The sequence below is a fragment of the Roseobacter insulae genome, assembly GCF_019375555.1.
Lineage (GTDB): Bacteria > Pseudomonadota > Alphaproteobacteria > Rhodobacterales > Rhodobacteraceae > Roseobacter > Roseobacter insulae.
Genome location: NZ_JAHXDN010000004.1, coordinates 92,430 through 116,088 on the forward strand (window position 1 = coordinate 92,430; position 23,659 = coordinate 116,088).

The following is a 23,659-nucleotide window of genomic DNA, read 5'->3' on the forward strand; positions in this document are numbered from 1 at the left end:
GCGCTATCACTTTTTTGTGCGTGCCTGCAGGCAGAGGTTTTCTGAGCATCTTCCTGCAGATATAGAGCGGAGATCTATTTGAAGTCATTTATTGGTGATCTGATGCAGCTTTCTATTGAGGGCTGGCGGATTGACGTAGCCGCCAGAACGGCGCAGCGAGGTGGTCGGACAGAACAGCTCTCGCCCCGGGCGCTCAGGCTTTTGCAGGTCCTTGTGAAGGCCAACGGGGCCGTGGTGCCGCGTGGCAGGCTGCTGGACCGGGTTTGGCCCAATGTCACAGTCGGAGACGACAGTCTGACGCAGGTTGTCTCCGAGGTGCGGCGCAAGCTTGGAAATCGTGATCTGATCGCGACGGTCGCGCGCGGCGGCTATCGGCTGACGGCGTCCTCCCTCGTCCGGACCGCCGAGCGAGAATTACCGGACATTGAACCCGGGTCATTTTTCTCGATCGACGCTTACACGCTGTGCATCGAAGCCCGCGACTGCTTCCAGCGCGGAGGCGAAGGATCGCAGCGCGCATTTGTCGATCTGGCGGCGGAAGCCGCCGCTGCTGCCCCCGAATTTGCCGAGGCGCGGGCGCTGCATTCGCTGGCCCTGCTGAAACGTCACATATTCTGGTCCGAAGGCGAGACGCTGCTGGACGCCGCGTTGGCGGAATCCGAGGCTGCGATCCGGCTTGACCCGGAATTGGCCCATGCCCATCTGACCGAGGCCGCCATCCGCGTGTCCATGGGCGCAATCGAACCCGGGCGACGGTCGCTCGAACGTGCGCTGGCACTGGGTTCAAAGGATGCCGAGCTGCATCTGGAAGCCGCCATTCTGCTGTTGACCATGGGGGAGCAGCGTTCGGCGGGGGCGCTGGCGATCAGGGCGGCTGCGCTGGCGCCGGAAGACTTCGGCGCGGACCTGCTGGCCGCTCGCATGTACCAGCACAGCGATCCGGTTCGGGGCCATCTTTACGCCGAACGGTCGCTGCGCAAGGTCCGGGCAAAACTGGCGATAGACCCGCACTCGATGCGTGCGCTTTACGCGCTGGGACCGCTGCTTGCACAACTTGGCGACCACCGTGGCGCGCGCTCTGCACTGGAAAGCGTTGCACATCACGACAGCCCGTTGGAGTACTACCGCGCAATGGGCCTTTGCCAGATCGGCGATACCACTGCCGCACTGGAGCGCCTTGAGTTTCTGGCCCTCCGCGGGTGGCGCCATGCCTGTATCCTTGACAAGGACGGGGGTTTTCGGTCGTTGCAATCTGACGCGCGGCTCAAGCGTCTTCAGGCAGATGTCCTGGCCGCTTGATCCGGGTGTCAACTCTTTACCGTCTTTGCTTGGAATACACCGCAAGCCGCCGGGTGGCGAACCCGCGCTGCGGTTCGAACCCAAGGCACCAATCTGGCCTCGGTTCGATGCCCGCGCGATGTCAACCGGCAGTGTGCAATCGAAAGGTTACATTACATCGGCCCGAACACTCTACGTCTGCTTGTTTGCGCCGCAACGAGGCAGTCGCGGTTCATCTTCTGCAATACTCCATGGCGGTGCCGCGTACCAAGGCCTTTCAGCCCCTTCGGCAACGTCGGCCTTCGCCCGCAGCATTCGGCGCAAACCGATACGTACACATAGCTGCCCGGCTTGGGTGCACCTACGAACCAGTTCCGTATTGGCGCAGCGGCAGCCCGAACGGGCGACCGGGTGACAGACCACTCGCCGTAGACGCGATGGCCTCAGCGTCGATGCCGAAATGTCGATACAAATCCAGCACGGTTCCTGTCTGACCAAAGTGCTCAACCCCCAAACCCGCCGTTCGGTGACCCACCACGCCACCGAGCCAGCTCAGCGTCGCAGGATGTCCGTCAATCACGGTGACGATAATGGCGTGACGCGGCACGTCCTGCAGCAATCGTTCAATATGCCCGCGCGCAGATGCGTCGCCTTGAGACCGGACGCGTTGCGCCGCCTGCCATCCGGCGTTCAGGCGATCTGCCGATGTGACTGCGAGGACCCCGATGTCGCGACGGGAGTTGGCCAACAGACCGGCGGCGGCAATGGCTTCTGTTGCAATAGTGCCCTGGTACGCGATTACCAGTTCGCAGTTTGGTCCCGGCTGGCGCAACCAATACGCCCCGTCAACGATGCCGCGCCGCAGGCCGGGATCAAGGGTCCGGGTGGGTTGTTCAAGCGGTCGCGTCGACAGCCGCAGATAAACCGCGCCGCCGGTTTCGTCGCGCAACCACGTGCGTTCGTCCTGCACCGCATCTCCGTCGCGCTGCATGTAGTCAAATGCCCATTCCGTGATCACGGCCAGTTCGTCTGCGTAAGCCGGTTCGAAAGCTGCCAGACCATCCTGGCTCATACCGATCAGCGGGGTGGCAACGGACTGATGGGCGCCACCGTCCGAGGCGAGGCTGACACCGGAGGGGGTGCCTACCAACAAAAACCGGGCGTCCTGATAACAGGCATAGTTCAACGCATCGAGCGCACGGCTTACAAAGGGATCATAGAGGGTTCCGATCGGCAAAAGACGCTCTGCGAACAGTGAATGGCTCAGCCCCGCTGCTCCCAGCAGCAGGCACAGGTTCATCTCGGCGATACCCAGCTCGATGTGCTGACCTTTGGGGGAGAAGCGCCATTTTTGGGTACTGGGAATTTGTTCGGCGCGAAACGTGTCCGCCACCTCGGTGCGGCCAAACAACCCGCGCCGGTTCACCCACGGGCCGAGATTGGTCGAAACCGTGACATCGGGCGACATGGTCACGATACGCTCTGCAAGAGCCGTCTGGCCCTTTGCCAGCCCATCAAGCATTTTGCCGAACGCGGCCTGGGTCGAGATCACTTTGTCGCCCGGTGGCGCAATCGGTGGCACCACGATGTCAACGGACGACGCGCGGCGTGGTCCATGTGCGAAAAACGGCACGCGGCCCAGTGCTTCTTTCAGAACGTCGGCCTCGCCGGTCAAACCTTCAAAGGGGTCCCATTCATGGCCGGTGCGCACGCCCATGTCCTCTTGGAAAGAGGCCATTTGATCCCTGGTCATAAGCCCCGCATGGTTGTCTTTATGTCCCGCCAGCGGTGTTCCCCACCCTTTGACGGTGTAGGCGATAAAGACCGTCGGGATGTCGTCGGAGATGCCATTGAAGGCCTCCGTCAGGGTTTCGAGGCAATGCCCGCCAAGGTTGGTCATCAGGCAGGCCAGTTCGGCATCCGTGCGACGGTCCAACAGGGCGGTCACAGGGCCCTGATCTCCGATCTCGTTCAGCAGTCGTGCGCGCCATGCGGCCCCACCCTGATACGTCAGCGCTGAAAAGATCGAGTTCGGGCAGGTGTCGATCCATGTGCGCAGGGCGTCGCCACCGGGTTCCGCAAAGGCGGCCCGTTGCAGCGCACCATGCTTCAGCATTTCGACCCGCCACCCGAACGCCTCAAAGATGCCGGCAATCCGGTCTTTGAGGCCCTCATGCACAATTCCGTCAAGACTTTGACGATTGTAATCAATGATCCACCAGGTATTCCGCAACCCGTGTTTCCAGCCTTCCTGAAGACATTCGTAGATATTGCCTTCGTCCAGTTCGGCATCGCCCATCAGAGAAATCATCCTGCCCGGCGCGGTCACCTCGGACCAGTCTTTGGCAATCAGAAAGTCCTGTACCATGGACGCGAATGCAGTGATGGCCACGCCAAGACCCACCGAACCGGTCGAGAAATCCACATCATCCACGTCCTTGGTGCGGCTGGGGTAGCTTTGCACGCCGCCGTAGCCACGAAAGTTCTCCATATTCTCGCGAGACTGTTTGCCCATCAGGTACTGAATCGCGTGAAAGACCGGCCCTGCATGCGGTTTGACGGCAACACGGTCCTCCGGCCGTAGAACAGCAAAATAGAGGGCTGTCATGATCGACACCATCGAAGCGGACGAGGCCTGATGACCGCCTACCTTGATCTCGTCACTGTCGCGCAAGTGATTGGCGTTGTGGATTGTCCAACACGCCAGCCAGAGCACCTTCCTTTCAATTTCCTTGAGCTGCGTCAGATCGGTCATATGCGGGAACCTGCTGATGCAAGCAGCGTCGCCTGATCGACGATGGCGCGCGCGATGCGGCCTTTGCCAATGCGCCCGGCGGCATCATCGGCCCATACATCGAACCAGTAAAGCGCCCCATCGCGTTCGGTAAATCGGGCCGTAGCCGTCACAACTCCGCCGACCGCAGTGGGCGCTGTGTGCGAAACCTCGATCCGCGCACCGACTGACACTTTGCCATCCTCTAAAAATGGCGCGAGCAGCGCCGCGCAGGCCCGTTCCATATCCGCAATCATAAATGGCGTCCCGAACACCAAAGGCAGCGCCTCGCCAGCGCCCGCCAAAGCCGACGCTGTGCGCATTTCATCTACTTTGCCACGAAGGTGATGCGTCGCACCGGTTTCAAGTGTCGTTGCCATCTGCCCGCCCTTCTCTCTAAGCGCTTGTTAGTGCTAAAAAACCCGCTGTGTGAAACCGCACCAGCGTTTCGAAGCTGTCTTCGGGAGGGCGCTGCCCGTCGCGCCCCGACAGCCGTTCAGGGCGGCCAGTGGCGGCGCAGATACCCAGCATTGCGGCAACCATTGCCGAAAAACCGTCAACCACGTCTTCCGGCTCGGCGCCAGCCAAGGCGCGTTGCAGTTCAGCGATATAGGCACGGGCGGTTTCATCATAGTGGCGCGCGATGATCTCCGTCCCGAGAGGCGAGTTTGCAAGGCGGCCCATCAGGGCGGCGTAGTTGCGCCATCCGACATCACCATGGCTGGCGGACTGGATGAAGGGGCTGACATAATCGCGCACCAGTTGCATAATCGGGATTGCGCCATCACCCGCCCGCTGTTTTGCTTCCTCGAGTGCCTCGCGTCGCAACGCGGTCATGATATCGGCGCGGCGTGCAACCACGGCATCAAACAGCTGCTCCTTCGGGCCGAAATGATAGCCGACGGAGTGGATTTGCAGGCCCGCCACCGATGCAACGTCACGAATGGATGCGCCATCGTAACCTCGGTCGGCAAAGAGCTGTTCGGCGGCGTCCAGAATACGTTCGCGGGTCTGTTCCGACCGGCCCCCCTTGGGACGCCCCGGTTTGCGGGCTGTTTCGGGTTCCGGGATCACATTCAGACTGCGGAGTTGCTGTCGCACGGTTATTCAACCTCCTGTCGGGGAGGCAGTGCCAATATGTCGCAGGCCTCCTTTGCTGAGGCCACGCGGCACCCCAACGTCTCGATCAGGGCCTTGACCGTCGTCACCTGGTCCGCGTTCGAGGCCGCAAGCACGCCCGGCCCTGCCCAGAGCGAGTCTTCCAGCCCGACGCGCACATGGCCGCCGCCTGAAACCACGGTCGCGGCAACCCGCATCTGGTGCGCGCCAGCCCCAAGTGCGGACCAGACCATATCATCGCCAAAGAGCCGCAGCGCCGTGCGACGCATATGCGCAATATCGTCGGGATGCGCACCGATCCCACCGAGCAACCCGAAAACGGTTTGCACGAAGAACGGCGGTTTGACCGCGCCCTTGTCAGCAAAATGCGCGAGATTATAGAGATGTGCAGTATCATAACACTCAAACTCAAACCGGGTGCCATTGTCCCGGCAGGTGTCCAGGACATAGTCGATATCCTTGTAACTGTTCCGGAACACCAGATCCCGGGAGTCTTCCAGATGCGCCTTTTCCCATCCCTCCAGATCCGGGTAGCGGCTCTGCATCGGAAACAACCCCATGTTCATCGAACCCATGTTGAGCGAGGCAAGTTGCGGCGCAAATCTTTCTGCTGGCTGGACACGTTCCTCCACGGTCATGTAAGGGCTGCCGCCTGTGGTCAGGTTGAGCACGGCATCCGTTTGCGCGGCGATCTGTGGGACAATGCGGCCAAAACCCCCGATACTCTGGTCAGGCTGTCCAGTCTCGTCATTGCGTGCATGCAGATGCAGAATGGCCGCCCCCGCCTCCGCCGCCGCAACGGCCGAAGAAATGATGGTGTCCGAAGAGGCAGGCAGATGCGGCGACATGGAGGGCGTGTGGATTGCGCCTGTGATGGCGCAGGTAATGATGACCGGGCGACGTTTCGACATTCGGGCTCCTATCCGGTTGTTGCCTGCTCGGCGTCCCGGATCAATCCGCGCAGAATGGGCGGTGTAACCGGCAGTGAGGTGATTTTAACACCCCGGTCAGACAATGCATCTTCGATTGCGCTTGTCAGCGCCGATGGCGCCCCAAGCCGGCCGCCTTCGCCGCCTCCCTTAATACCGTATTCGGTAAAGGGCGACGGGGTCTCAACATGGCCCAGCTTGAAGTTGCGCGGCATTTCATTTGCCGTCGGCATAGCGAATTCGGCAAAGTTGGGATTGGTGAATTGCCCATCCGCATCATAGAGAAACTGCTCGCTCAGCGTGGTGCCGATACCATTGGCCGTGCCGCCCCAGACCTGCCCGGCCAGCGTGCGCGGGTTCACCATCGTCCCGTTGTCATGAACGGCGGCATAGTCAAGGATATCGACCTTTCCGGTGCCGGGATCCACTTCGACGGCAACAATGTGACAGATATGGCCGACAATGGGGTAAAATATCCCCAGATGGCTGCGGTCTTCCGCCGGGTCGGTTGAAAGCGGGTGATCATACACCGCCGTGGTCTCGATGCCGCTGTCGAATTCTTCACCATCGGGAAAGCTGAGCCGGAAGAAGCTGGAGGTCAACGCGATTTCGCCAAATGCTTTCTCCTGATCTTTCAGGCCTTTGACGGCGACCTTGCCGTCGCGCAGTTCAACATCTTCCGGGCGGCGTTGCAGCATGTGCGCCCCGAACCGTTTCAGTTTTTCCTCCAGTTTGATGGAGGCGCTGACGCAGGCACCGGCGATCATCGCCGTAAAGCGGCTGCCCTGCGGGCCAACGCCGTTAAAGCCCGACTGGCTGTCGGAATAATTGAACACGATGTCCTCCGGCGCGATGGTCAGACGCTCCGCCAGGATTTGCGCCACCACCGTTTCGGGAGAGTTCCCCACCATCGGCGAATTCAGGGTTACAAACATCTTGCCTGACGGATCCAGCCGCACGGTGATACCTTCTGGTGTCGAGGTCAGCGTGAATCCGGGTGTTTCCCTGTTGTTCAGCGACCACCATTCGGTTGGACCGTATACGCTTCGTTCCATACAGGTTGCGAGGCCGATGCCGACGCATCGCCCCTCGGCACGCAGGGCGGCGGCCCTGTCGCGCCACGCGTCGAAATCGAACATCGCTTGCGCCTCGGCCAGAACCTTCTGGAAATCGCCGCTGTCATAGATGTTCCCGGTCGGGATCATATAGGGGAACTGATCGGGCTGAATCATGTTCTGCAGTCGCAGCTCTACCGGATCGCGCCCCAGTTCGGCAGCGGCTGCATCCGCCATTCTTTCCATAACCCAGTTCGTCACCTCGGATCCGAACCCGCGATATGGCCCCTGCTGCGTCTTGTTGGTCAGCACCGCAAGCACACGCATGCCGAAGCTTTCAATCCGGTAGGGGCCGGTCACCTGCGCCATTGCGTTGCCGTGCGTACCGACGCCAAATTGAAGATATGCGCCATAGTCATCCATCACCGTGAACCGCAGCGATTTGAACGTGCCATCCTCCGTCACCGCAAGTTCTGTATCGTAAAGCCGGTCCGAGCCGTGGCTGTCGGAATTGGTGAAATGCTCCAGCCGGTCCTCGATGTATTTCACAGGCACACCCGCAAGCCGCGCCAGGCCCGCTGTCAGGATGATAATCTTATGATTAAAAACCTTGGAGCCGAAACTGCCGCCGGTCAGAACGGGGATGATCCGCAATTCCCCCGGCGATACGCGCAGTGCGCCGCCAATCACAAAGGGGATGAAATTGTAGAAATTGGAATTGGAATGGATCGTGTAGCCACCCTTGAACGGATCAAACTGCGCGACGACCCCGCAGGTCTCGATTGCCTGTGCCGACGATCTGTGCCAGCGCAGTTGCCGTTTGATGATATGGTCGGCTTGTTCAAAATGCTGATCCACATCGCCGAAACTGAAGCTTTCGTCCAGCGCCACATTGCTGTCACGGTCGTCAGGATGCAACAAGGCGTCGCCTGTCGCGGTCGCAGACGTTTCCAGATCGACGTTGGCGGGCAAGACCTCCCAGTCCACTTCGATCAGGTCAGCGGCATCCTCCGCGATATAGCGATCCTCCGCGACCACCGCGGCGACGACCTCGCCAACATGGCGCACCTTTCCAACGGACATCGCGTGTTGCGTAATCGGCGGTGAGGCAAAGCTGGGGCAAGGCTCTACAACCGTTGCCATGTCTTCACCGGTATATACCCCGATCACGCCGGGCACCGCCTTGGCCTTCGTGGTGTCGATGCGGATGATGCGCGCATGTGCGTGCGGGCTTGATACCATCGCAGCATGTGCCATGCCCGGCACTGATACATCATCGATATACCCACCCTTACCCGACAGGATACGCGGATCCTCGACCCGCTTCATGCTTTGTCCGATCCAGGTCAGACCTGTGCGGGGTGTCTCGCGTTGACGACTGGGCGGAATGACGTTGCTTTTCAGATGTTTCGACATGGCTGTAATCCTCTCGCGTCACACGGGCTGAAGCGTGGTTTCTGTGTTGGCCTCGCGCAGTTTTGCGGCGGCAGAGCGGATGGCGCTGATGATGAATTCATACCCCGTGCAACGGCACAGGTTGCCAGAGATGGCCTCGCGGATTTCATCGTCGCTGGGGTCTGGATTCTGCGCCAGCAGCTCCTGTGCGGTGGCCAGCATCCCCGGCGTGCAAAAACCGCATTGCAACCCGTGTTCTTCCCAGAACGCCTGCTGGATCGGATGCAGGGCGTCGCCCTGCGCCAACCCTTCCACGGTCGTGATCTCGGCCCCTTCGGCCTGCACCGCAAACATCAGGCAGGAGCGCACGGCTTGCCCATTGACCACCACGTTGCACGACCCGCAAACGCCATGCTCGCAACCCACATGGGTGCCGGGCAATGACAGTTCCTGCCGGATAAAATCCGACAAGAGCATTCGGGGCGGCACGGTCGCCTTGCGCAGGCGCCCATTGACGGTCAGTTCAATCGATCGTTTTGTCATTCTCATCCTCCATCTCGGAATTGGCCGCTTCTCACGTGGACCTCGCCACCGCATCGTTCAGCACGCGCGGCAGCAGCGCACGGACCAGATCGCGTTTGTAGGCGGCATCACTTGTCGCGCTGGCGGAAGGGCGTGTCGCCTTGGCTGCCGCCTCCGCGACGTCGTCGAAGAGGGACGCGTTAGGCGCCTGACCTTTAAGAGCCGTTTCGGCGGCCGCGAGACGTGTTGCACAGTCTTCGACCCCGGCCAGCGCGATGCGTGGCTCTGCAATCCTGCCGTCGCTTAATCGAAGCGTCGCCACGACCGTGCACCACGCGTAGTCACCGCGGCGCATGGCAACTTCTTCAAATCCCCAACCGGTGCCCGCGCCGGGCTTGGGAAGGCGCACTTCGGTCAGGATTTCATCCGCCTCAATGGTCGTTTCATAAACGCCGACAAAGAAGTCACGGGCCGCCACGGTTCGGTTGGACCCGACCTTGGACACCACCATTTCCGCCTCAAGTATCTGCATGATCGCAGGCATTTCCGACGCGGCATCCGCGTGACACAGGTTGCCGCACAGCGTGCCGCGATTGCGCACGGCAGCATGTGCGATCCAGCTGTAGGCCTCCGCGATGATGGGCAGGTGCGCCTGGATCAGGGACGACGATTTGATCGCCGCGTGTCTCGCCAAGGCTCCGATGGCAATAACGTCGCCGTCGTCTTTGATGTAATCCAGTTCGCTCAGCCGGTTGATGTCGACCAGAACGTCCGGCTGCGCCAGCCGGTAGTTCATCATGGGCACAAGGCTTTGCCCGCCAGCGAGTATCCGGGTGTCTTCGCCCGATGCCAGCAAGGCAAGAGCGGCCTGCAAGTCCTCCGGACGCTCGTATTGGAACGCAGATGGTTTCATGTGTTTCCCTCCCTATTTTCTGTCAGCCCGCAAAACGTGGTTCGGGCACACCGCGAATGCCCAATCCGCGAATGCGAAACAGGCTTCCTGCGCCAAACTGGGGTCTGGACTGCTTTGCAAAGCCGTCATGCGTCGCGGGATGGGATACCCGCGCCATTGACGTCACGTAGATGTCCTCAAGGTCGGGGCCCCCAAACATCACCGAGGTGATGTTGCGCACCGGCATGGAAATCTTGCGCTCTACGCTGCCGTCCGGCGCATAGCGGATCAAATCGCCCGATATGACCTGGGCGTTCCAAAGATGCCCTTCGGCGTCAACGGTCGAGCCATCGGCAAACCCCGCATCTTCCTTGGTGGAGGCAAAAACGCGTTTGTTTGCAGGGGTTCCGGAGGCCAGATCGTAATCATAGGCCCAGATCTCGTCCTTGAATGTATCGGCGAAGTAAAAGACCCGGTCGTCCGGGCTCCAACAGGGACCGTTGGAGCAGATTATCCCGTCTTCGATCTTGTGCAGCGAAAGATCCGGGTCAAGGCGCCATAATCCGCAAATCCCCAGTTCTTCCTTGTCATCCATACCGCCGGCAAAGAACCGGCCCCTTCTGTCGCATTTTCCGTCATTCAGCCTCGCGCGGGCCGGGTCGCCATCAACCGCAGCGATCAGTTCGGCCCGGCCTGTATCGAAGTCAAAGGTGTAAAATCCGTCTGCCAGCGCCAGCACCGCACCGCCTTCGTTGCGCAGCGCCAAAGCCCCGATATCCTTTGAAAGAGGCCATGACTTAACCTTGCCCGTCTGTGGATCAAGCCGCCAAATCGCATCCTTCCCGACGCGCGGCCCGGTGCTGTCCACCCAATAGAGCAAGCCCGTCTGAACATCCCAGACCGGACCTTCGCCGAGGTGGTTTTCGCACCTGATCAGGCATTCGATCGTGAAGTCCGCAGCCACATCCAGATCCTTTTTACATCGGCGACTCACCCGCTAAAATCAGTTAACACTAATTTATACGTACGTACAAATAAATTTTTGCCCCGTGATCGGATTGACATCCGAGCCCTGTCTTAAAGGTCTCTGACCATGTCATCATAGCGGAATGGCCAGTCCCCAAAACCAGCGTGTCGCGGGCTTCGCGAAGAAGGCCGATCAGACAATAAGGTGCACAAACTCAATAGCGTCTGCCACTCGCTTCCGTGCTCATTTGAGCAAGAAGCACACGAGCGCCGAGCGGTCCTAATGTGCAGAACGGTACATGCCCCGAAAGCTTTCAAAGATCCCGACAGTCCGGCGCGCGATACCGGTCCAGCCGAAAGTCCGCCGTGCGAAGCGCGCGCCTTCAACCATCAGCTTTTCGCGTAACCACGGATGTTGCATTGGCATGTTTACCATCGCCGCGAATTCCTGTGGGCGTGTTGGATCGGCGACCAGCGCGTGACGGCCAAACTCGACCTGCTCAAAGAGGCCACCGCGGGTTGTCAGAACTGTTGGCGTGCCGCTCGACATCGCCTCTACGGCGGTCATCCCGAAAGGTTCGTAGCGCGATGGGAGCGCAAAGACACCGGGTGCGCGATAATAATCTGCCAGATCGTCATCATCCACGTAGCCGCGCCAATCGACGAAATCCGCAACGCCCAGTTCGGCCGCCTGTTTTTGCCAGGATGTGATAAGCGTTTTGTCGTCTTCGGAATTTGCCCCGGCCGCAAGAACAAGCCGGGCATCCGGTTGTAGCGCGCGTAAATGCGGCAACGCCTGGAGGATCAGATCATACCCCTTGTTCGTCGCGGCACGACCGACGACATAGACATCGTTGCGCGACATGTTCAGCCGTTGCCGGATTTCTGCCAGCTGTGTCGGTGTGACGGCGGTGAAGCGCTGTTCGTCGATGCCCGGCGGTATCATGGTGATGTGTTCGCCCGGAAGATCATAGTGATCCTCGATCAGCTGGACCTGCTGTTCGCTTGTCGCGATGACGTGATCGCAGCTGCGGTACAGAACGAATTCCTTCTGAATGCGCTCTTCGAAGCGGTAGTTTGCCTTCTTCCCCTCGCCCAGGCTCTTCATGTCCTTCGCCTTCCACCAACCGAGCGAGTGGGGCGTGTGAATATGCGGGATCTGAAGCTCCTCGGCGACCTTCTGGCCGGACACGCCCGCGTCCCAGTAGTGGCTGTTGACCACGTCATAAACCAGCCCGTGCTTGCGGATCGCGGCAAGTAGGTTCGACACGAAATCTCCGTACCAGTCGTGCATGTCTTCCTTGCGGATGAACTCCGGCCCGCCAAAAGGGATACGCCAGACCCGCAGGTTTTCGTTGATGCGATCTTGGGCGGGCTGATCCTCAAACTGCCGTGTGATGACATCGACATTGTACCCCAGCCGCGCGAAACGCTTGGCCAGTTCCATCACGAACACGACCTGCCCGCCGGTGTCCGGTTTGCCCAACTCGGGTGAGCCGGCCACGTAGCCGTGAAGGGAAATTATCATGAGTGAACCTGAATTACCTTCGGCCATGGCGTTTTGCCCACCCTCCGCGTTTATGTTTTCTCGTCACAGTTCGGCAAGGCGCCGAAATGCATCAATCCCTCGTGCACACCAGCGGCATGCGCCATGCGCGCGTGATAGAATGACCGCGGTTCAAGGGCGTCGATCAGTTCCCGTCGGGCGTTGCCCACGGCAATGCGATGTCGCGCTGCAAGGAACATCGCCAGATCATTGCCGCTGTCGCCCGCGACCACAAGCCGCGCGCGGTCCACCCCGAAATGCCCGACCAGAAACAAGGTTGCCGCCGCTTTGCCTGCGCCCTTCGGGATCACGTCGAAGTCGTCAGGGCCGGACGCTATGATCTCGCATGCGATACCTGCTTGCGAAAGCGCGCGCCGGGCATTGGCCTGCGACTGCTCGCATGAAACGGCGAAGCTGACCTTGTACTTTGTCTGATAAATGCTGTCGTGCGGCACGTGCCCCAGCTCCGATAGAATTTCGAAGACCCTGCGATGTGGCCAGCCAGAAAACTGCGATTGCCAGGAACCGAGCTGCGCCCCGCCGACCGAAATTTCTGTTCCCAGGGCGGTTATCGTCGCTGCGGGTCTGAGGTTTGCCGGAAATTCTTCGGCCAACGTGGCTGCAACGCTTGCTGCGGGCCGACTGGAGTTTACCGAGAGTAACAGCGCGTCCCCGGCCTGTTCCAGCGCGTCAGCGAGTGCGAGCAGTGCGTCAGGGTCGCCAGTAAGCGTATCGTCGATGTCACTGACCAGAAGCCAAGGATGTGCATGTGCTGCGTCGAGGGGGCTCATGAAGTCGCGGGGAAGTCTGCGGCGGGCATTCGCAACTCGGGGTGGCGTGTCGTGGTGTAAACCGTCTCTTCCTCGCTGACCGAGCGGCGCAGCCGCTCCATCGTGACGCTATCAAGTTTGAGCTGGGCAGACTCCGCGTAAAAGCCAACCCGCCCCACTGCATAGGCATCGTCAACGACACAAAGGGTCACGTGCCCGTCGATCGAGAACTCGATATACGTCCCGTGGGCGACGACCTCGATTTGCCACTCGCGCTTCGAGTTGTCTGCTAGGAAGTTCCCGCTCTGCAGGGAAACATAGTCGAACGCATTTTCGAATTCCGGGCGCGGGTTTGCACCCCACCGCCTGATCTGGGCGTAGCCTTTAACAAGGTCGAGCGACAGGAAATAGCCGTCGCCCTCTTCCGAGCAGCGCAGAACCAGGCCGCACTTGCCAAGACCTTCCAGTTGAATGCGCGCCCGCATGCGAAAATCCTCATGCTCACCGGGCAGCAGAAATGCCTCGAAACCGCTGGGACAGGACACATGAACGCTGCCGTTATCACCGCTGATCGACGCATGCGGGTTTCCAAAAAGCGCGCTGTATTCAGCCGGGTTGGTCACATCGAAGGGGCTGTAGGTATTTGCATCGAAACCCTGGAAAGAGCGCAGCATCAGGCGCCCGGCATCATCGGTCGTCAGTTCTTTGGGCGGTGGCAGAAGGCGAGTGACCACATCTTTCCCATGGGCATTCACGCTGCGCTGAAAGAAATTGAACAAAAGGTACCTGTCATCCACGCGGCAGATCCGTGCCGCGTAGTTGCCTTTCGGCAGCAAGACATTATCCGCGAAATTCTTGTATGGGCCGCCAATATTCTCTGACTGCCAGTACCGGATCTTGGTATCCTCGCGTATCGAGCCGATCAGGTAGTAGCGCTCTCCCAAATGAAGCAGGTTGGGCACCTCGACATCGTCATAGAGGCCGGGAAAGTAAAACGGCGGGCCGAATTCAAACGTGTCAGGTGCCGTTTCTTTTGCGACTGCCACGCAGCCGCGGCGGATCACCGGCCCTTGTTTGACGCGCCCTGACGCAAGAAGCAGCCTTTCGCCCGTCGCAGGATCGGTAAAGAAGAACGGATCGCGGAAGCTGACCCATTTCCGGCCTTCATCGATGCTCGATTCATACCATTGCCCGGAAATCTCCAGCGGGTAAGATCCGTTTTCGCACCGCGTCCATGTAAAAAGATCATCCGAGCGCGCCATGCCAACGCGCTGTACGCGACCGTATTCGCCCCGCGACAGCCCGGTGTAAAACATCCGCCATGCGCCCTCGCGCTCCGGATCTGGCGTCACGTGCATGGTCCACAGCATGTCGTCATCCCAGGCGCCCGGTTCGCCGACAAAAAGGGCATTGGTCACCCGGCGCCAGGTCATCCCATCCTTGCTGACGGCGTGGGCAATGAAGTCATGGTTGGGCAGTACCAGATGGAACAGGTGGTATAGCCCATCAGCGTAGACGACATCGACGTCGCCGATGTCTGACTGCAGGAATCCATGCGATGCATACATGCTGGCAGAATGTCCCGGGGCGCCCTGTTATGCAACCCGGAGCGAACGAAGCAGTGGCGCAGCTGGGTGACATCGCTCAATTATTTGTCACCGCGCCGCCGCAAACGGCGGATTCGACGCCCCGTGGCCCGTCAGCGACGCAGCCCAAGACCCGCGTTGCGCCGACCACTCTGTGGCCAACTGCCGGACTACGTGCTTAACGTCTCCCCCCGGTGTTCGGTCGATCCGGATCTCATGAACGCCGTAGCGTCCTTCAGACCGCACAAGGTTTGCGTTCCCATGCCATGCCCGGAAGGTACTCATCTCAACCAACATAAGGCACTGCCGAGGTGATCAGGTCACTTGGCGCGCCAGGTATCGAGCCAGCGGTTGAGACGTGACCGCCGCGACGCGACGGCCTTTCCCGCAGCATCCACGCCGCCCTGAAAATCTGCCATGATCGGAGCGATGCGCGCTGTTCTGAAACGATGCCATAGCTTCCAGACGGTCAGAACACCTCCGAAAAAGAAGCACAGGATCAGCGTATTCATCACCGGGAAACCTTTCCCGGCATCCGGGCCGTCGACTGCGCGAAACCCGATGGCGTTGGTATAAATTGAAAAGAAGGGATTGCGCCACCCGTAGTGTCGCACGGCAATCCACCTCGGCTTGTCATAGGTCGAGATGAATTCGCTGGCCTCGGCCTGCAGGTTCGAGCTGTCGAATTTGAAGTAGGGGGGCCAGCGCCAGCCGGTATCTTCGTTGCGATAGACCATGACCCGCCCGTTTCCCCGGGTCGTGTTGATCAATCGCAGATCACGGTTCTGAGTCTCGTTGTCCCCACTGTCGGCCTGTGCATAAAAAATGCGCGAAAACCCGGAGAAGTCTTTTCGGATGATTTCGGTTCCGGTCACCCTGACAATGTCAGTCTGCGGCAACGTATAGTGAAATGCCGTGGCCGTAAAAACCCAGAACAAGGTCCAGAATGTCCATTTGAAAAACGCCATGCCACGTGTCCTTTGGATAATCAGCTGCCCGTGTCGTTGCAGCAGCACGACAGACAGGCGCGGGATACGCCGCGTTTGCCAGTCCGAACGAGGGTGCTGACACTGACAAGATGGATGTGAAGCAACATGGTCTATCCTTTAACGGCACCCCAGGGTCCGACGCGCGCTACGATGTCCTTTACAGGTGATTTGTGGCCGAAAAGTGCCTTGCGTGCGCCCGTTTTGTCCCTTTGGTATTCAGTGGTCAGAAACGTGACGACATACTCTTTTTTCGCCTCGCTCCAGCGCGCGTACTTTTTGTAGAAAAGGGACTTATGGCAGATAAACAGCTGCCGGATGTCCTTGCTCGAAAGCTCGCTCAGAAGCATGTTGACCAGATCCGCGTCCTTATGATCGCTGGCACGCAGAGTATAGAAGTAAGCCGGGTCTTCAGATGAAATCCTGGGCCAAGCGCCGTCGTTCTCGGCCCAGTTCACCAGTGCCGCCAGCGTGTGGAATTCCTCCGGCAGCTCCCCCGCATGCTCACGTACGAGACGGCGCATGTCGGTGCGTGACCTGTCTGTCAGGTTCAGGTCGGCGCCCGCCAGCGCATCGACCAGAATGAAATCCATCTTTTGCCGCAGGATCGCGCCCGCATCTACCCCGCGAGCCTTTGCAATGGGCTCTACCAAGTCATTGAATTCAAGGAACTTGGCAATGCGGTTGCGCTCCGACAGATCAAAGATGTATTTGATCGGAAGGTCTTCCAGAACAGTCTTCTCGCCGCTTGTGATCAGTGCCGGGTGATCCACGTCCTGAAACAGGTACACGCCGCCGAAATGGTCAGACCAGTAATTGCGCTGGTCAAAGCTCATTTCCTTAAGCTCAATCGGATTCCGCACCACATCGCCCGTTTCACCCGCAAGCGCGATCATCTGGGCGATCAGAACGTCATCGAACCAGGCATCCTCTTCGTTCAGGAACGTCTCCACCTTGGTGCTCAGCTTCTGCGCCTGCTGGATCGCACCCGACGTCGTGTCGGCCTCGATCCGAACCCGGCGGATATCTAGCAGGCGCATTGGGGTCGACATGTCGTAGACTGAATTGATCAGTTCGCCCGCAACAGCATCACGCGCCGTGAGCGCGAAAAGCGCTGATTCATTTTCTTCAATGAACTGGCGCAGGATTCCACGCGAGGTCGAGAATTTGGCCTCCAGCAGCGGTGCGCGTTTTTGATCAGTTGTCAGCAGGATAAACTGCCGGTTTACACCTGCGTGATTGAGGTAGAGCGGGTCATCCAACTCAAATCCGATCTCGGGGGAATATCCGGAAATGTCGACATAGAAATCCGTAAGCTTGGTGGTTTTTCCCGTCAGATGCCGGAGCGCGCGGTTGTACCGTTCCACCAACGTGGGCGACGCCACATGCACAAGATTGCCAAACATCAGGCCCGATTTGATGAGGCGATTCATGTGCGTACGCCTCGGATCGCCGACACGGCCAGCCCCGCGACTGGTATGACACACTTAGCCACCACCTACGTCTTCCCCTCCAGATACCGCCTCTTGGCCTCTTCCATCCGTCCCATCTCGCGCACCGCGTTTTCGATCGCCACTTCATCGGACTTGTCAGCATAGCGGAACTCGCTGTCGGCGTAGCGGTTGATCTCCTGAATGACCATATCCACGGTGATTGGTCGGCGCAGGTCTTCGATCATGCCCATCTTGGTTGCGTAGTCCTTGAACAGGAACAGATCCGGGTTTTCCATCCATTCGTCGGGCAGTTCGAAATCCATCGCGCGGACTTTGACGGCGTCGGTGATGTTCTTGATCGCCCGGCCGGTGAACCGGTCGTCCGCTTCCTGAATGGCCTTGAGGTATGTGCCCAGTTTGGCAATCGTGTCGAGCTTGCCGATCTGCTTGTCCACCGCGTCATAGACCCGCAGCAGCCCGTCTTCGTGAGGGCGCGCGTGGCTCTCGAAAGAAGCCGCAACCGCCTTCTTGATTTCCTGGGCTGCAAAAGCCTCATGATCGCCCAGAGGGATATCGTGGTTTTTACCCATCAGCAGATTGAGAATATCGATGTAATCCTCGCGCGTGATCGGCCCGTCGACCAGAAACCGCGCACCGGCCCGCTGGCGCAGGGCGTCATCGACGTTTTCAGGGTAATTCGAGAACATGCCAAAGGTGCAGTTGCCACGCACCACGGTATTGGCCCCGGCAAAGCTTTCCATCAGCACGGCGGTGATCTCAAGCTGGCCCGCACTTGATTGCCGGTCGCCGCGTTTGCCTGCAAGCTGGTCGATATCGTCAATGGTGCCAAAGCCGATTACACCGGGATCAATAACGGTATTAATAAAGGCCTTTGCGTTCTGCGCCGATTTGCCCTGGTAGCTGTCGATGCTGTCCGTGCTCAGATTCTGATAGCGAAAGACATAGCCGGCATTCTGGCAGTAATCGTTGATCAGCCCCGCCATCATCTGAATCAGCGTCGTTTTGCCGGTGCCCGGTTTGCCATCTCCCATGAAGGTAAAGATAAAACCGCCCAGTTCCGCAAATGGATTGAGGCGCCGTTCGAAGTCGTAGGCCATCAGCATCTTCGAGAGCTTCAGCGCCTGGTACTTGGCAATATGGTTGCCCACAACTTCATGCGGTTTTTTGAAGGTCATGGTCAGGGTGGAGGATTTCGCCTTGGAGGCGGGCGTGAAGCCGTGGATCGTGAAATCATCCGCTTCGACACGCCAGCTGGCGCCGGTGAACGCGGCCAGCCGACCGGTGTTCTGGGCGCGCAACGCGATCTTTTCCATCAGCTGTTCAGCAAAGGCCGTCACCGTGCCCACCAACCGCGCATCGTCATCGGCATGGGCCGCGATGTCCTGATCCAACTCCCACAAGGCACCGTGCAGCGCCACCTGCGCGTTGTCGGTCAGCACCTCTTCGACCTCGCCCACCTCAACGGAGACTTCGGAGCCATGCGGGCCAAGCAGAAAGGCGGTGGCATTGGCAAAGACATGCGCCACAACCAGTGCTTCTGCCCCGAGGAATTCGGCGAATTCCGTTTTCCGGCCGGCGGGCAGCGATCCGCTGAAATTGCTGCGCCGCAGGTCCGACAACCCCGTTGCCTCTGCGTAGTTTTCACCCACGGCCAGTGCGATGGCCAGCGCCCTTCGCATCAGATGCATGACGGTGGCCTGCAACGGGCTGACCAAAGGGTTGTCGCCATCGGCGGAGCGGATACGGTCAATCAGGTGCACCCCTTCGGGACGCGCGGTCGCGCGGGTCACCAGGCCCGGCGTGGTGCTGCGGAACCGCCGGCGGCCGCCAACACCGCTGGAGCGTTCCTGGGTCTGCGTCTCCTTGGGCTTGGCAATGCGCGGCGTGTGATCAAAACCATCCAGCATGGCGACGGCTGCGTCGTAATGCTTGGCGATATCTTCTTCGCGTAGTTCCATCGTGTCGGCTGTCAGGCTCATCTCGGCATCCCCGATCTTCAATAGTTACCAGCAACGCACTTGCGCCCTGTTGGGCCCGTCAGGCCAATCAATATCTCAGCACCCGACCACCCGGGCTCACCACGAACTTCGTTACACTGGCGAACCCCGGCGGATTTTTTTCCGCCAGCACCTGATACGGGCGTTCAGGCAATATGATACTGCGCTCCATACGGGTGGCCCCGGTGTCCACGCCCCGGCCCGAGAACGGATCAAGCGCGAAAACCTCGCGCTCCACCCTGCCGAACCAGCCGGCGCGCTCCTCGATCACACGTTCGCTTTCCAGCACCTCGTCCGTCCAGGCGAGCGTCCAGTCCTGGCCTTCGGGGGCCATCGCCTCCTTCAGGACGTCGCGCATCGGGCCCGTCTGGCGGGTGAATGTGTGCGAATACATCGGGCCCACATGTAACCGGCGCAACCTTTTGGGATGCAGATCGTCAAATGCCTCGTCGAAGCCTTTGGCGATGGTCAGAAGCTTGAGCCCGCCAAGCGCCTGCCCCATCAGGTGCGCCTGAGCTTCGGGCCAGCGGCGTTCGTCATGAGGCAGCGGCGTTCGCCCTGTGTCCTCCACAGTCATCAGGTAGATCGTCGGCAGGTTCACCTGACTGTCATAGACGGCCCAATGCAGCAGATAGCTGCGGCGACCGTCCACCCCGCCCAGCCAGTAGACTTGTGGATCGTTTTGCGCCCAGAAAAGATAACCCTTCGTCAGTTCTTCATAGTACAACCGTTGAGACAGAGCGAACTGCAGGCGTGTGGGGGTCTCTCGTTCGCCGATAATCTGCTCGACCATCTGTGCCTTGAGCCGCTGTGCACTGGGCATGTTGCTCAGGTGGTGATCGGCCTGTTGTGCGTCATTGGCCATGATGAGCAGCTCGTTGAAAACCGGGAACCCGCTTTCGACACTGTCCATTGAAAGCGAGCCGAAAAAATGACCGGTGTCGCGCCCGACCAACAGGTATTTCATCGCAAGAGCCCGAAACGTATAGGAGATACCCTGTACATACCCGGTGAGGATTTCCACCTCCTCCTTGCTCAGACTGCCTTCGGCCTGCATGACCGCCGCAACGCGTGCGAGATGCCCGGTGATCCGCTCGAACTTGGCAAAGTAGCGGCGTGACGCGAAAACATCGGACAGCCCAATATGTCCGTTATTATGGGCACCACTTTCAGTCATCCGGCGTCGGCGTCTCCGATCAGGGGGGAGTGGCCTGGCTCCGCCACAAGAAGATGCGCTATCGCAACAGTTCTGCAGACCAACCTAAACGTCACATTCATTCCGTGCCATAAAGGTTCTTGTCGTGCTTATCGATGATCTTCTGGAACCTGCGGGCAAACCGTTCGTCGGCCTTGGCCTTGGCCTCCAATACATCGCGGGCAAAAACCATGTGGTCCTCGTGCGCTTCCATCATTTCGGCCATCTTCTTGTTTGTCGCAGCACCGATACCTGCCATGGCGGTTTGCGCCTCCTGATCTGTTTCGACGCCGATTTCGTTGATCCGGTGCGCGACATCCTGTTGCTGCGCCGTTTTCAATGACTTGGTCAGCGCATCATAGAGCACGACGCGTTGCTTGGTGTCGGTTTGCAGCTTGTTTATCAGCACCATCTGGGTAGCCGCCTGATTTTGCAGGCTGTCCACCCAGGTTTTTCCCTTTTCGATATAGCGTTCCAGCGTTTGCGACTTGGCCAGTTTGACCTGCTCCTGCTGAACCATGTCGTTGTAGGTCGTATTCAGATCAGCCAATTCGGTTTCCAGCTTGGTGCGTGCCGCCGCATCGGTTTCATTGGCGATCTTGTTTTCCAGCTCGATGATCTTGGGATCCAGCGCCTGAATATCGGCGCGCAGGTTTTCAAGCTCCCCGACACTGATTTCTCGCTCGTCCAGCGTTTCGTTCAGATTATCGCTCACTTTGGTTTTGTGCTCCTCCAGCGTTGCCAGCTGTCCTTCGAGCAGTTTCACGATGATGTCCGATTTGCTGATCAGGTCCTGCAGCTTGTCATCGATGCTGGCCGTGCGCACACGTTCCTGTCGCATGCTGTCAGATTTGGCCTTGCTGAAAATACCAACAAACCCCTCCCAGCCGGTCTTGTTGCGCATTTCGTCAAAATCACGCGAAAAGGCGGATGTGATATCATCCAGTCCCATGATCAGTTCGGCGATATTGGCGTTCATGATTTCGGTATGCGCGTGGACATCTTCCAGCGAGGCGTTTTCAATATCCAGCATGGCATCTTCGCCACCCTTGATCTTGGCTCGCGCCGTTTCAATTCTGCCTGTCAACTCGGCGATCTTGGCCTGAGCCTCGTTCACCTGCGCCTGCGACTCTTTAACCTGCGCGCCCAAATCCGCCATCAATTGTCCTTTTCCGATTCATCAGCTTTCTCGTTCGCCACCATATACGCATTTGTGGCAGGTTTAAGTCTCTTGCATTTCTCTTCCCGGTGACAGCCCGTTTTTTCGCCCCCGTCAGATTGGCGGTGGTGCGCATCGGGCACAGTGCCACAGATGCAGCGGGAAACGGCCACGCAACACGCTCCGATTATTTGATCGCGCGAAAAATCGATTCATGTGATGAATGGCGCATGACATTCGACCAGATCCGGACGTTTCTTTGGGTGGCCCGCCTCGGCGGGTTTCGCAAGGCTGCAGAGCGGTTGTTCCTGTCGCAGCCTGCGGTCTCGACCCGGATCTCCAAACTGGAGCAAGAATTGCGCGTTCAACTGTTTGAGCGCGGTCAGGGAGACCTGGTGCTGACAAAGCACGGGACACTGCTGTTGTCTTATGCCGAACAGATGCTTTTCGTGGAAGAGGAGATCAAGCAGCGCGTCGCGAACCCATCAGAGGCGGAAGGCCTGTTTCGCGTCGGCGCGTCCGAGACCATCGCTCAGGCGTGGTTGCCGGAGTTTCTCGAAGCCTTCAGCGAACATTATCCCCGTGTCAATGTTGACCTGACGGTCGATATCTCGCTGAACCTGCGGGCCGCCCTGTTGGATCGCAGGCTGGACATGGCGTTCCTGATGGGGCCGGTGTCGGAGTTCACGGTCGAAAACCTTGATCTGCCGTCTTTCGACCTGCACTGGTACCGGTCCACGACAAATGAACAAACCGATCTGGGCAAGATCCCGGTTATCTCCTACTCCAGCCAGACCCGCCCTTACCGCGAGTTGATGTCGGAGTTGTCACGGCGGGTCGGCCCGGGCCTGCGTGTCTATGCGTCGGCTTCCCTGTCAGCGAGCCTTAAGATGATCGCCGCAGGAATCGCCGTCGGCCCCTACCCACGTGCCTTGGCCAACGACTTTCTGGAAGCCGGACAAATCGTTGAGTTCGACCCCGGCTTTCGCCCGCGGCCTCTCGCATTTACAGCGTCATACCTGTCGGAACCTCGCAGCTTCCTTGTCGAAAACAGCGCGGTGATTGCACGTGACGTGGCCGTGACATGGGACAGGACACACCCCAAGTGAATTCAAAAAATCTATCGCTATAGATACAAAATGATAATTTGCGTGAAATTGCGGTGGCATGTGATGGTTCTTGGGAATCACGGGGGCTGCCTGAATGACAACGACACGGGTTTCGCATGTCGACCTCGTTGACCAGACCGCCGCGCAAGTGCGCGCAGCGATCCGCAACGGTGACTATGATGGGCATACGGCCGGGCTGGCGGCCGGAAAGCTCCAGTGCAACCTTGCCATTCTGCCTGAGCGTTTTGCCCTGGACTTCCTGCGGTTCTGCCAGCGCAACCCCAAGCCGTGTCCCATCGTCGCGGTGGGAGACAGTGGCGACCCGATGCTACCAACGTTGGGCCATGACATCGACATTCGGACGGACGTCCCGCGATACAGTGTTTTCCGAAACGGTCAGCTGAGCGACGAGGTCACCGACATCTCGCGTGAATGGTCCGATGACCTTGTAACGGTTGCTTTGGGATGCTCCTTCACATTCGAAAACGCGCTGCTGCGTAATGGCGTTCCCGTGCGCCATCTCGAAACAGGCAAGAATGTTCCGATGTATCGGTCCGATATCGCGCTTGTTTCTGCAGGTATGTTCGGGGGCGACATGGTGGTGACGATGCGCCCGATCCCCGAGCATCTCGTCGATCAGGCCAAGGAGATCAGCAGGCGTTATCCACAAGCACATGGTGCCCCGATCGCGATGGGTGACCCGGCGCAGATCGGGATTTCAGACCTCACGAAACCCGACTGGGGCGATGCGGTCGAGATCAAGCCCGGCGAGGTGCCGGTCTATTGGGCCTGCGGCGTGACCCCGCAAAACGTTCTTTTGCAAGCAGCGCTTCCGATCTGCATCACACATGCACCCGGCCACATGCTGATTGCAGATGTCGCCGAGGGTGCCGAAACGACAATTCTGCCAAATCACTGACCAACGAGG

19 protein-coding genes are annotated in these 23,659 nt (G+C 59.2%); 3 read left to right on the forward strand and 16 right to left on the reverse strand.

Features of this window, described 5'->3' with window-relative positions:
• The first annotated feature begins 102 nt into the window (after positions 1-102).
• Complete coding sequence (locus KX928_RS14670; protein WP_219504116.1) at positions 103-1,299, forward strand: winged helix-turn-helix domain-containing protein; 1,197 nt, start codon at positions 103-105, stop codon at positions 1,297-1,299.
• Between the two features lie 340 nt (positions 1,300-1,639).
• On the opposite strand, the gene KX928_RS14675 is transcribed toward KX928_RS14670, so the two are convergent.
• The 16 genes from KX928_RS14675 to KX928_RS14750 all read right to left on the reverse strand — a co-directional run bounded on the left by KX928_RS14675 (position 1,640) and on the right by KX928_RS14750 (position 21,622).
• Positions 1,640-4,033 (reverse strand): thiamine pyrophosphate-binding protein, encoded by a 2,394-nt coding sequence (locus KX928_RS14675; protein ID WP_219504118.1) that lies wholly within the window; start codon positions 4,031-4,033, stop codon positions 1,640-1,642.
• Positions 4,030-4,431 (reverse strand): thioesterase family protein, encoded by a 402-nt coding sequence (locus KX928_RS14680; protein WP_219504120.1) that lies wholly within the window; start codon positions 4,429-4,431, stop codon positions 4,030-4,032. Before KX928_RS14680 ends, KX928_RS14675 begins: the two co-directional genes overlap by 4 nt.
• 16 nt (positions 4,432-4,447) lie before the next feature.
• Positions 4,448-5,152 carry a TetR/AcrR family transcriptional regulator gene (locus tag KX928_RS14685; protein ID WP_219504123.1) on the reverse strand — a complete coding sequence of 235 codons (705 nt, stop codon included), beginning with the start codon at positions 5,150-5,152 and terminating at the stop codon, positions 4,448-4,450.
• A gap of 2 nt (positions 5,153-5,154) precedes the next feature.
• Positions 5,155-6,081, reverse strand: a complete 927-nt coding sequence (gene kce, locus KX928_RS14690; RefSeq protein WP_219504126.1) for a 3,5-dioxohexanoate:acetyl-CoA acetone transferase — start codon at positions 6,079-6,081, stop codon at positions 5,155-5,157.
• Between the two features lie 8 nt (positions 6,082-6,089).
• Positions 6,090-8,570: a xanthine dehydrogenase family protein molybdopterin-binding subunit gene (locus KX928_RS14695; protein ID WP_219504128.1), complete on the reverse strand. Its 2,481-nt coding sequence runs from the start codon at positions 8,568-8,570 to the stop codon at positions 6,090-6,092.
• Between the two features lie 18 nt (positions 8,571-8,588).
• The gene (locus KX928_RS14700) at positions 8,589-9,092 is read right to left on the reverse strand and encodes a (2Fe-2S)-binding protein (RefSeq protein WP_219504131.1); all 504 of its coding nucleotides are present in this window, start codon (positions 9,090-9,092) and stop codon (positions 8,589-8,591) included.
• A 31-nt stretch (positions 9,093-9,123) separates the two neighbouring features.
• Positions 9,124-9,984 (reverse strand): FAD binding domain-containing protein, encoded by an 861-nt coding sequence (locus KX928_RS14705; protein WP_219504134.1) that lies wholly within the window; start codon positions 9,982-9,984, stop codon positions 9,124-9,126.
• Between the two features lie 22 nt (positions 9,985-10,006).
• The gene (locus tag KX928_RS14710) at positions 10,007-10,927 is read right to left on the reverse strand and encodes an SMP-30/gluconolactonase/LRE family protein (protein ID WP_219504137.1); all 921 of its coding nucleotides are present in this window, start codon (positions 10,925-10,927) and stop codon (positions 10,007-10,009) included.
• A gap of 282 nt (positions 10,928-11,209) precedes the next feature.
• A complete protein-coding gene (locus tag KX928_RS14715) occupies positions 11,210-12,457 on the reverse strand; it encodes a glycosyltransferase (protein WP_219504139.1) in 1,248 nt (415 codons plus the stop codon).
• A 50-nt stretch (positions 12,458-12,507) separates the two neighbouring features.
• Complete coding sequence (locus KX928_RS14720) at positions 12,508-13,266, reverse strand: HAD-IIB family hydrolase (protein WP_219504141.1); 759 nt, start codon at positions 13,264-13,266, stop codon at positions 12,508-12,510.
• On the reverse strand, positions 13,263-14,813 hold the full coding sequence (locus KX928_RS14725) for a glycoside hydrolase family protein (RefSeq protein WP_219504145.1): 1,551 nt from the start codon (positions 14,811-14,813) through the stop codon (positions 13,263-13,265). Before KX928_RS14725 ends, KX928_RS14720 begins: the two co-directional genes overlap by 4 nt.
• Positions 14,814-15,151: 338 nt before the next feature.
• Positions 15,152-15,799, reverse strand: a complete 648-nt coding sequence (locus KX928_RS14730; RefSeq protein WP_219504159.1) for a DUF1523 family protein — start codon at positions 15,797-15,799, stop codon at positions 15,152-15,154.
• A gap of 131 nt (positions 15,800-15,930) precedes the next feature.
• Positions 15,931-17,250, reverse strand: a complete 1,320-nt coding sequence (locus KX928_RS14735) for a DUF6638 family protein (protein ID WP_219504161.1) — start codon at positions 17,248-17,250, stop codon at positions 15,931-15,933.
• 65 nt (positions 17,251-17,315) lie between these two features.
• Positions 17,316-19,250: an AAA family ATPase gene (locus KX928_RS14740; RefSeq protein ID WP_219504163.1), complete on the reverse strand. Its 1,935-nt coding sequence runs from the start codon at positions 19,248-19,250 to the stop codon at positions 17,316-17,318.
• Positions 19,251-19,317: 67 nt separating this feature from the next.
• Positions 19,318-20,445: a hypothetical protein gene (locus KX928_RS14745; protein WP_219504165.1), complete on the reverse strand. Its 1,128-nt coding sequence runs from the start codon at positions 20,443-20,445 to the stop codon at positions 19,318-19,320.
• A gap of 97 nt (positions 20,446-20,542) precedes the next feature.
• The gene (locus KX928_RS14750; protein ID WP_219504168.1) at positions 20,543-21,622 is read right to left on the reverse strand and encodes a coiled-coil domain-containing protein; all 1,080 of its coding nucleotides are present in this window, start codon (positions 21,620-21,622) and stop codon (positions 20,543-20,545) included.
• A 230-nt stretch (positions 21,623-21,852) separates the two neighbouring features.
• Between KX928_RS14750 and KX928_RS14755 the strand changes: the two genes are divergently transcribed.
• Both KX928_RS14755 and KX928_RS14760 read left to right on the forward strand, forming a co-directional pair.
• The gene (locus tag KX928_RS14755; RefSeq protein WP_219504169.1) at positions 21,853-22,731 is read left to right on the forward strand and encodes a LysR family transcriptional regulator; all 879 of its coding nucleotides are present in this window, start codon (positions 21,853-21,855) and stop codon (positions 22,729-22,731) included.
• Positions 22,732-22,825: 94 nt separating this feature from the next.
• Positions 22,826-23,650 (forward strand): putative hydro-lyase, encoded by an 825-nt coding sequence (locus KX928_RS14760; protein WP_219504171.1) that lies wholly within the window; start codon positions 22,826-22,828, stop codon positions 23,648-23,650.
• Positions 23,651-23,659 lie beyond the last annotated feature (9 nt).

Bases quoted from the DNA above. Each gene is read 5' to 3' on its own strand.
- KX928_RS14670 (WP_219504116.1), top strand. From the start codon at position 103: ATGCAGCTTTCTATTGAGGGCTGGCGGATTGACGTAGCCGCCAGAACG.
- KX928_RS14735 (WP_219504161.1), bottom strand. From the start codon at position 17,250: ATGAATCGCCTCATCAAATCGGGCCTGATGTTTGGCAATCTTGTGCAT.
- kce (WP_219504126.1), bottom strand. From the start codon at position 6,081: ATGTCGAAACGTCGCCCGGTCATCATTACCTGCGCCATCACAGGCGCA.
- KX928_RS14750 (WP_219504168.1), bottom strand. From the start codon at position 21,622: ATGGCGGATTTGGGCGCGCAGGTTAAAGAGTCGCAGGCGCAGGTGAAC.
- KX928_RS14715 (WP_219504139.1), bottom strand. From the start codon at position 12,457: ATGATAATTTCCCTTCACGGCTACGTGGCCGGCTCACCCGAGTTGGGC.
- KX928_RS14740 (WP_219504163.1), bottom strand. From the start codon at position 19,250: ATGAGCCTGACAGCCGACACGATGGAACTACGCGAAGAAGATATCGCC.
- KX928_RS14695 (WP_219504128.1), bottom strand. From the start codon at position 8,570: ATGTCGAAACATCTGAAAAGCAACGTCATTCCGCCCAGTCGTCAACGC.
- KX928_RS14745 (WP_219504165.1), bottom strand. From the start codon at position 20,445: ATGACTGAAAGTGGTGCCCATAATAACGGACATATTGGGCTGTCCGAT.
- KX928_RS14725 (WP_219504145.1), bottom strand. From the start codon at position 14,813: ATGTATGCATCGCATGGATTCCTGCAGTCAGACATCGGCGACGTCGAT.
- KX928_RS14720 (WP_219504141.1), bottom strand. From the start codon at position 13,266: ATGAGCCCCCTCGACGCAGCACATGCACATCCTTGGCTTCTGGTCAGT.
- KX928_RS14730 (WP_219504159.1), bottom strand. From the start codon at position 15,799: ATGGCGTTTTTCAAATGGACATTCTGGACCTTGTTCTGGGTTTTTACG.
- KX928_RS14700 (WP_219504131.1), bottom strand. From the start codon at position 9,092: ATGACAAAACGATCGATTGAACTGACCGTCAATGGGCGCCTGCGCAAG.
- KX928_RS14755 (WP_219504169.1), top strand. From the start codon at position 21,853: ATGACATTCGACCAGATCCGGACGTTTCTTTGGGTGGCCCGCCTCGGC.
- KX928_RS14675 (WP_219504118.1), bottom strand. From the start codon at position 4,033: ATGACCGATCTGACGCAGCTCAAGGAAATTGAAAGGAAGGTGCTCTGG.
- KX928_RS14680 (WP_219504120.1), bottom strand. From the start codon at position 4,431: ATGGCAACGACACTTGAAACCGGTGCGACGCATCACCTTCGTGGCAAA.
- KX928_RS14705 (WP_219504134.1), bottom strand. From the start codon at position 9,984: ATGAAACCATCTGCGTTCCAATACGAGCGTCCGGAGGACTTGCAGGCC.
- KX928_RS14760 (WP_219504171.1), top strand. From the start codon at position 22,826: ATGACAACGACACGGGTTTCGCATGTCGACCTCGTTGACCAGACCGCC.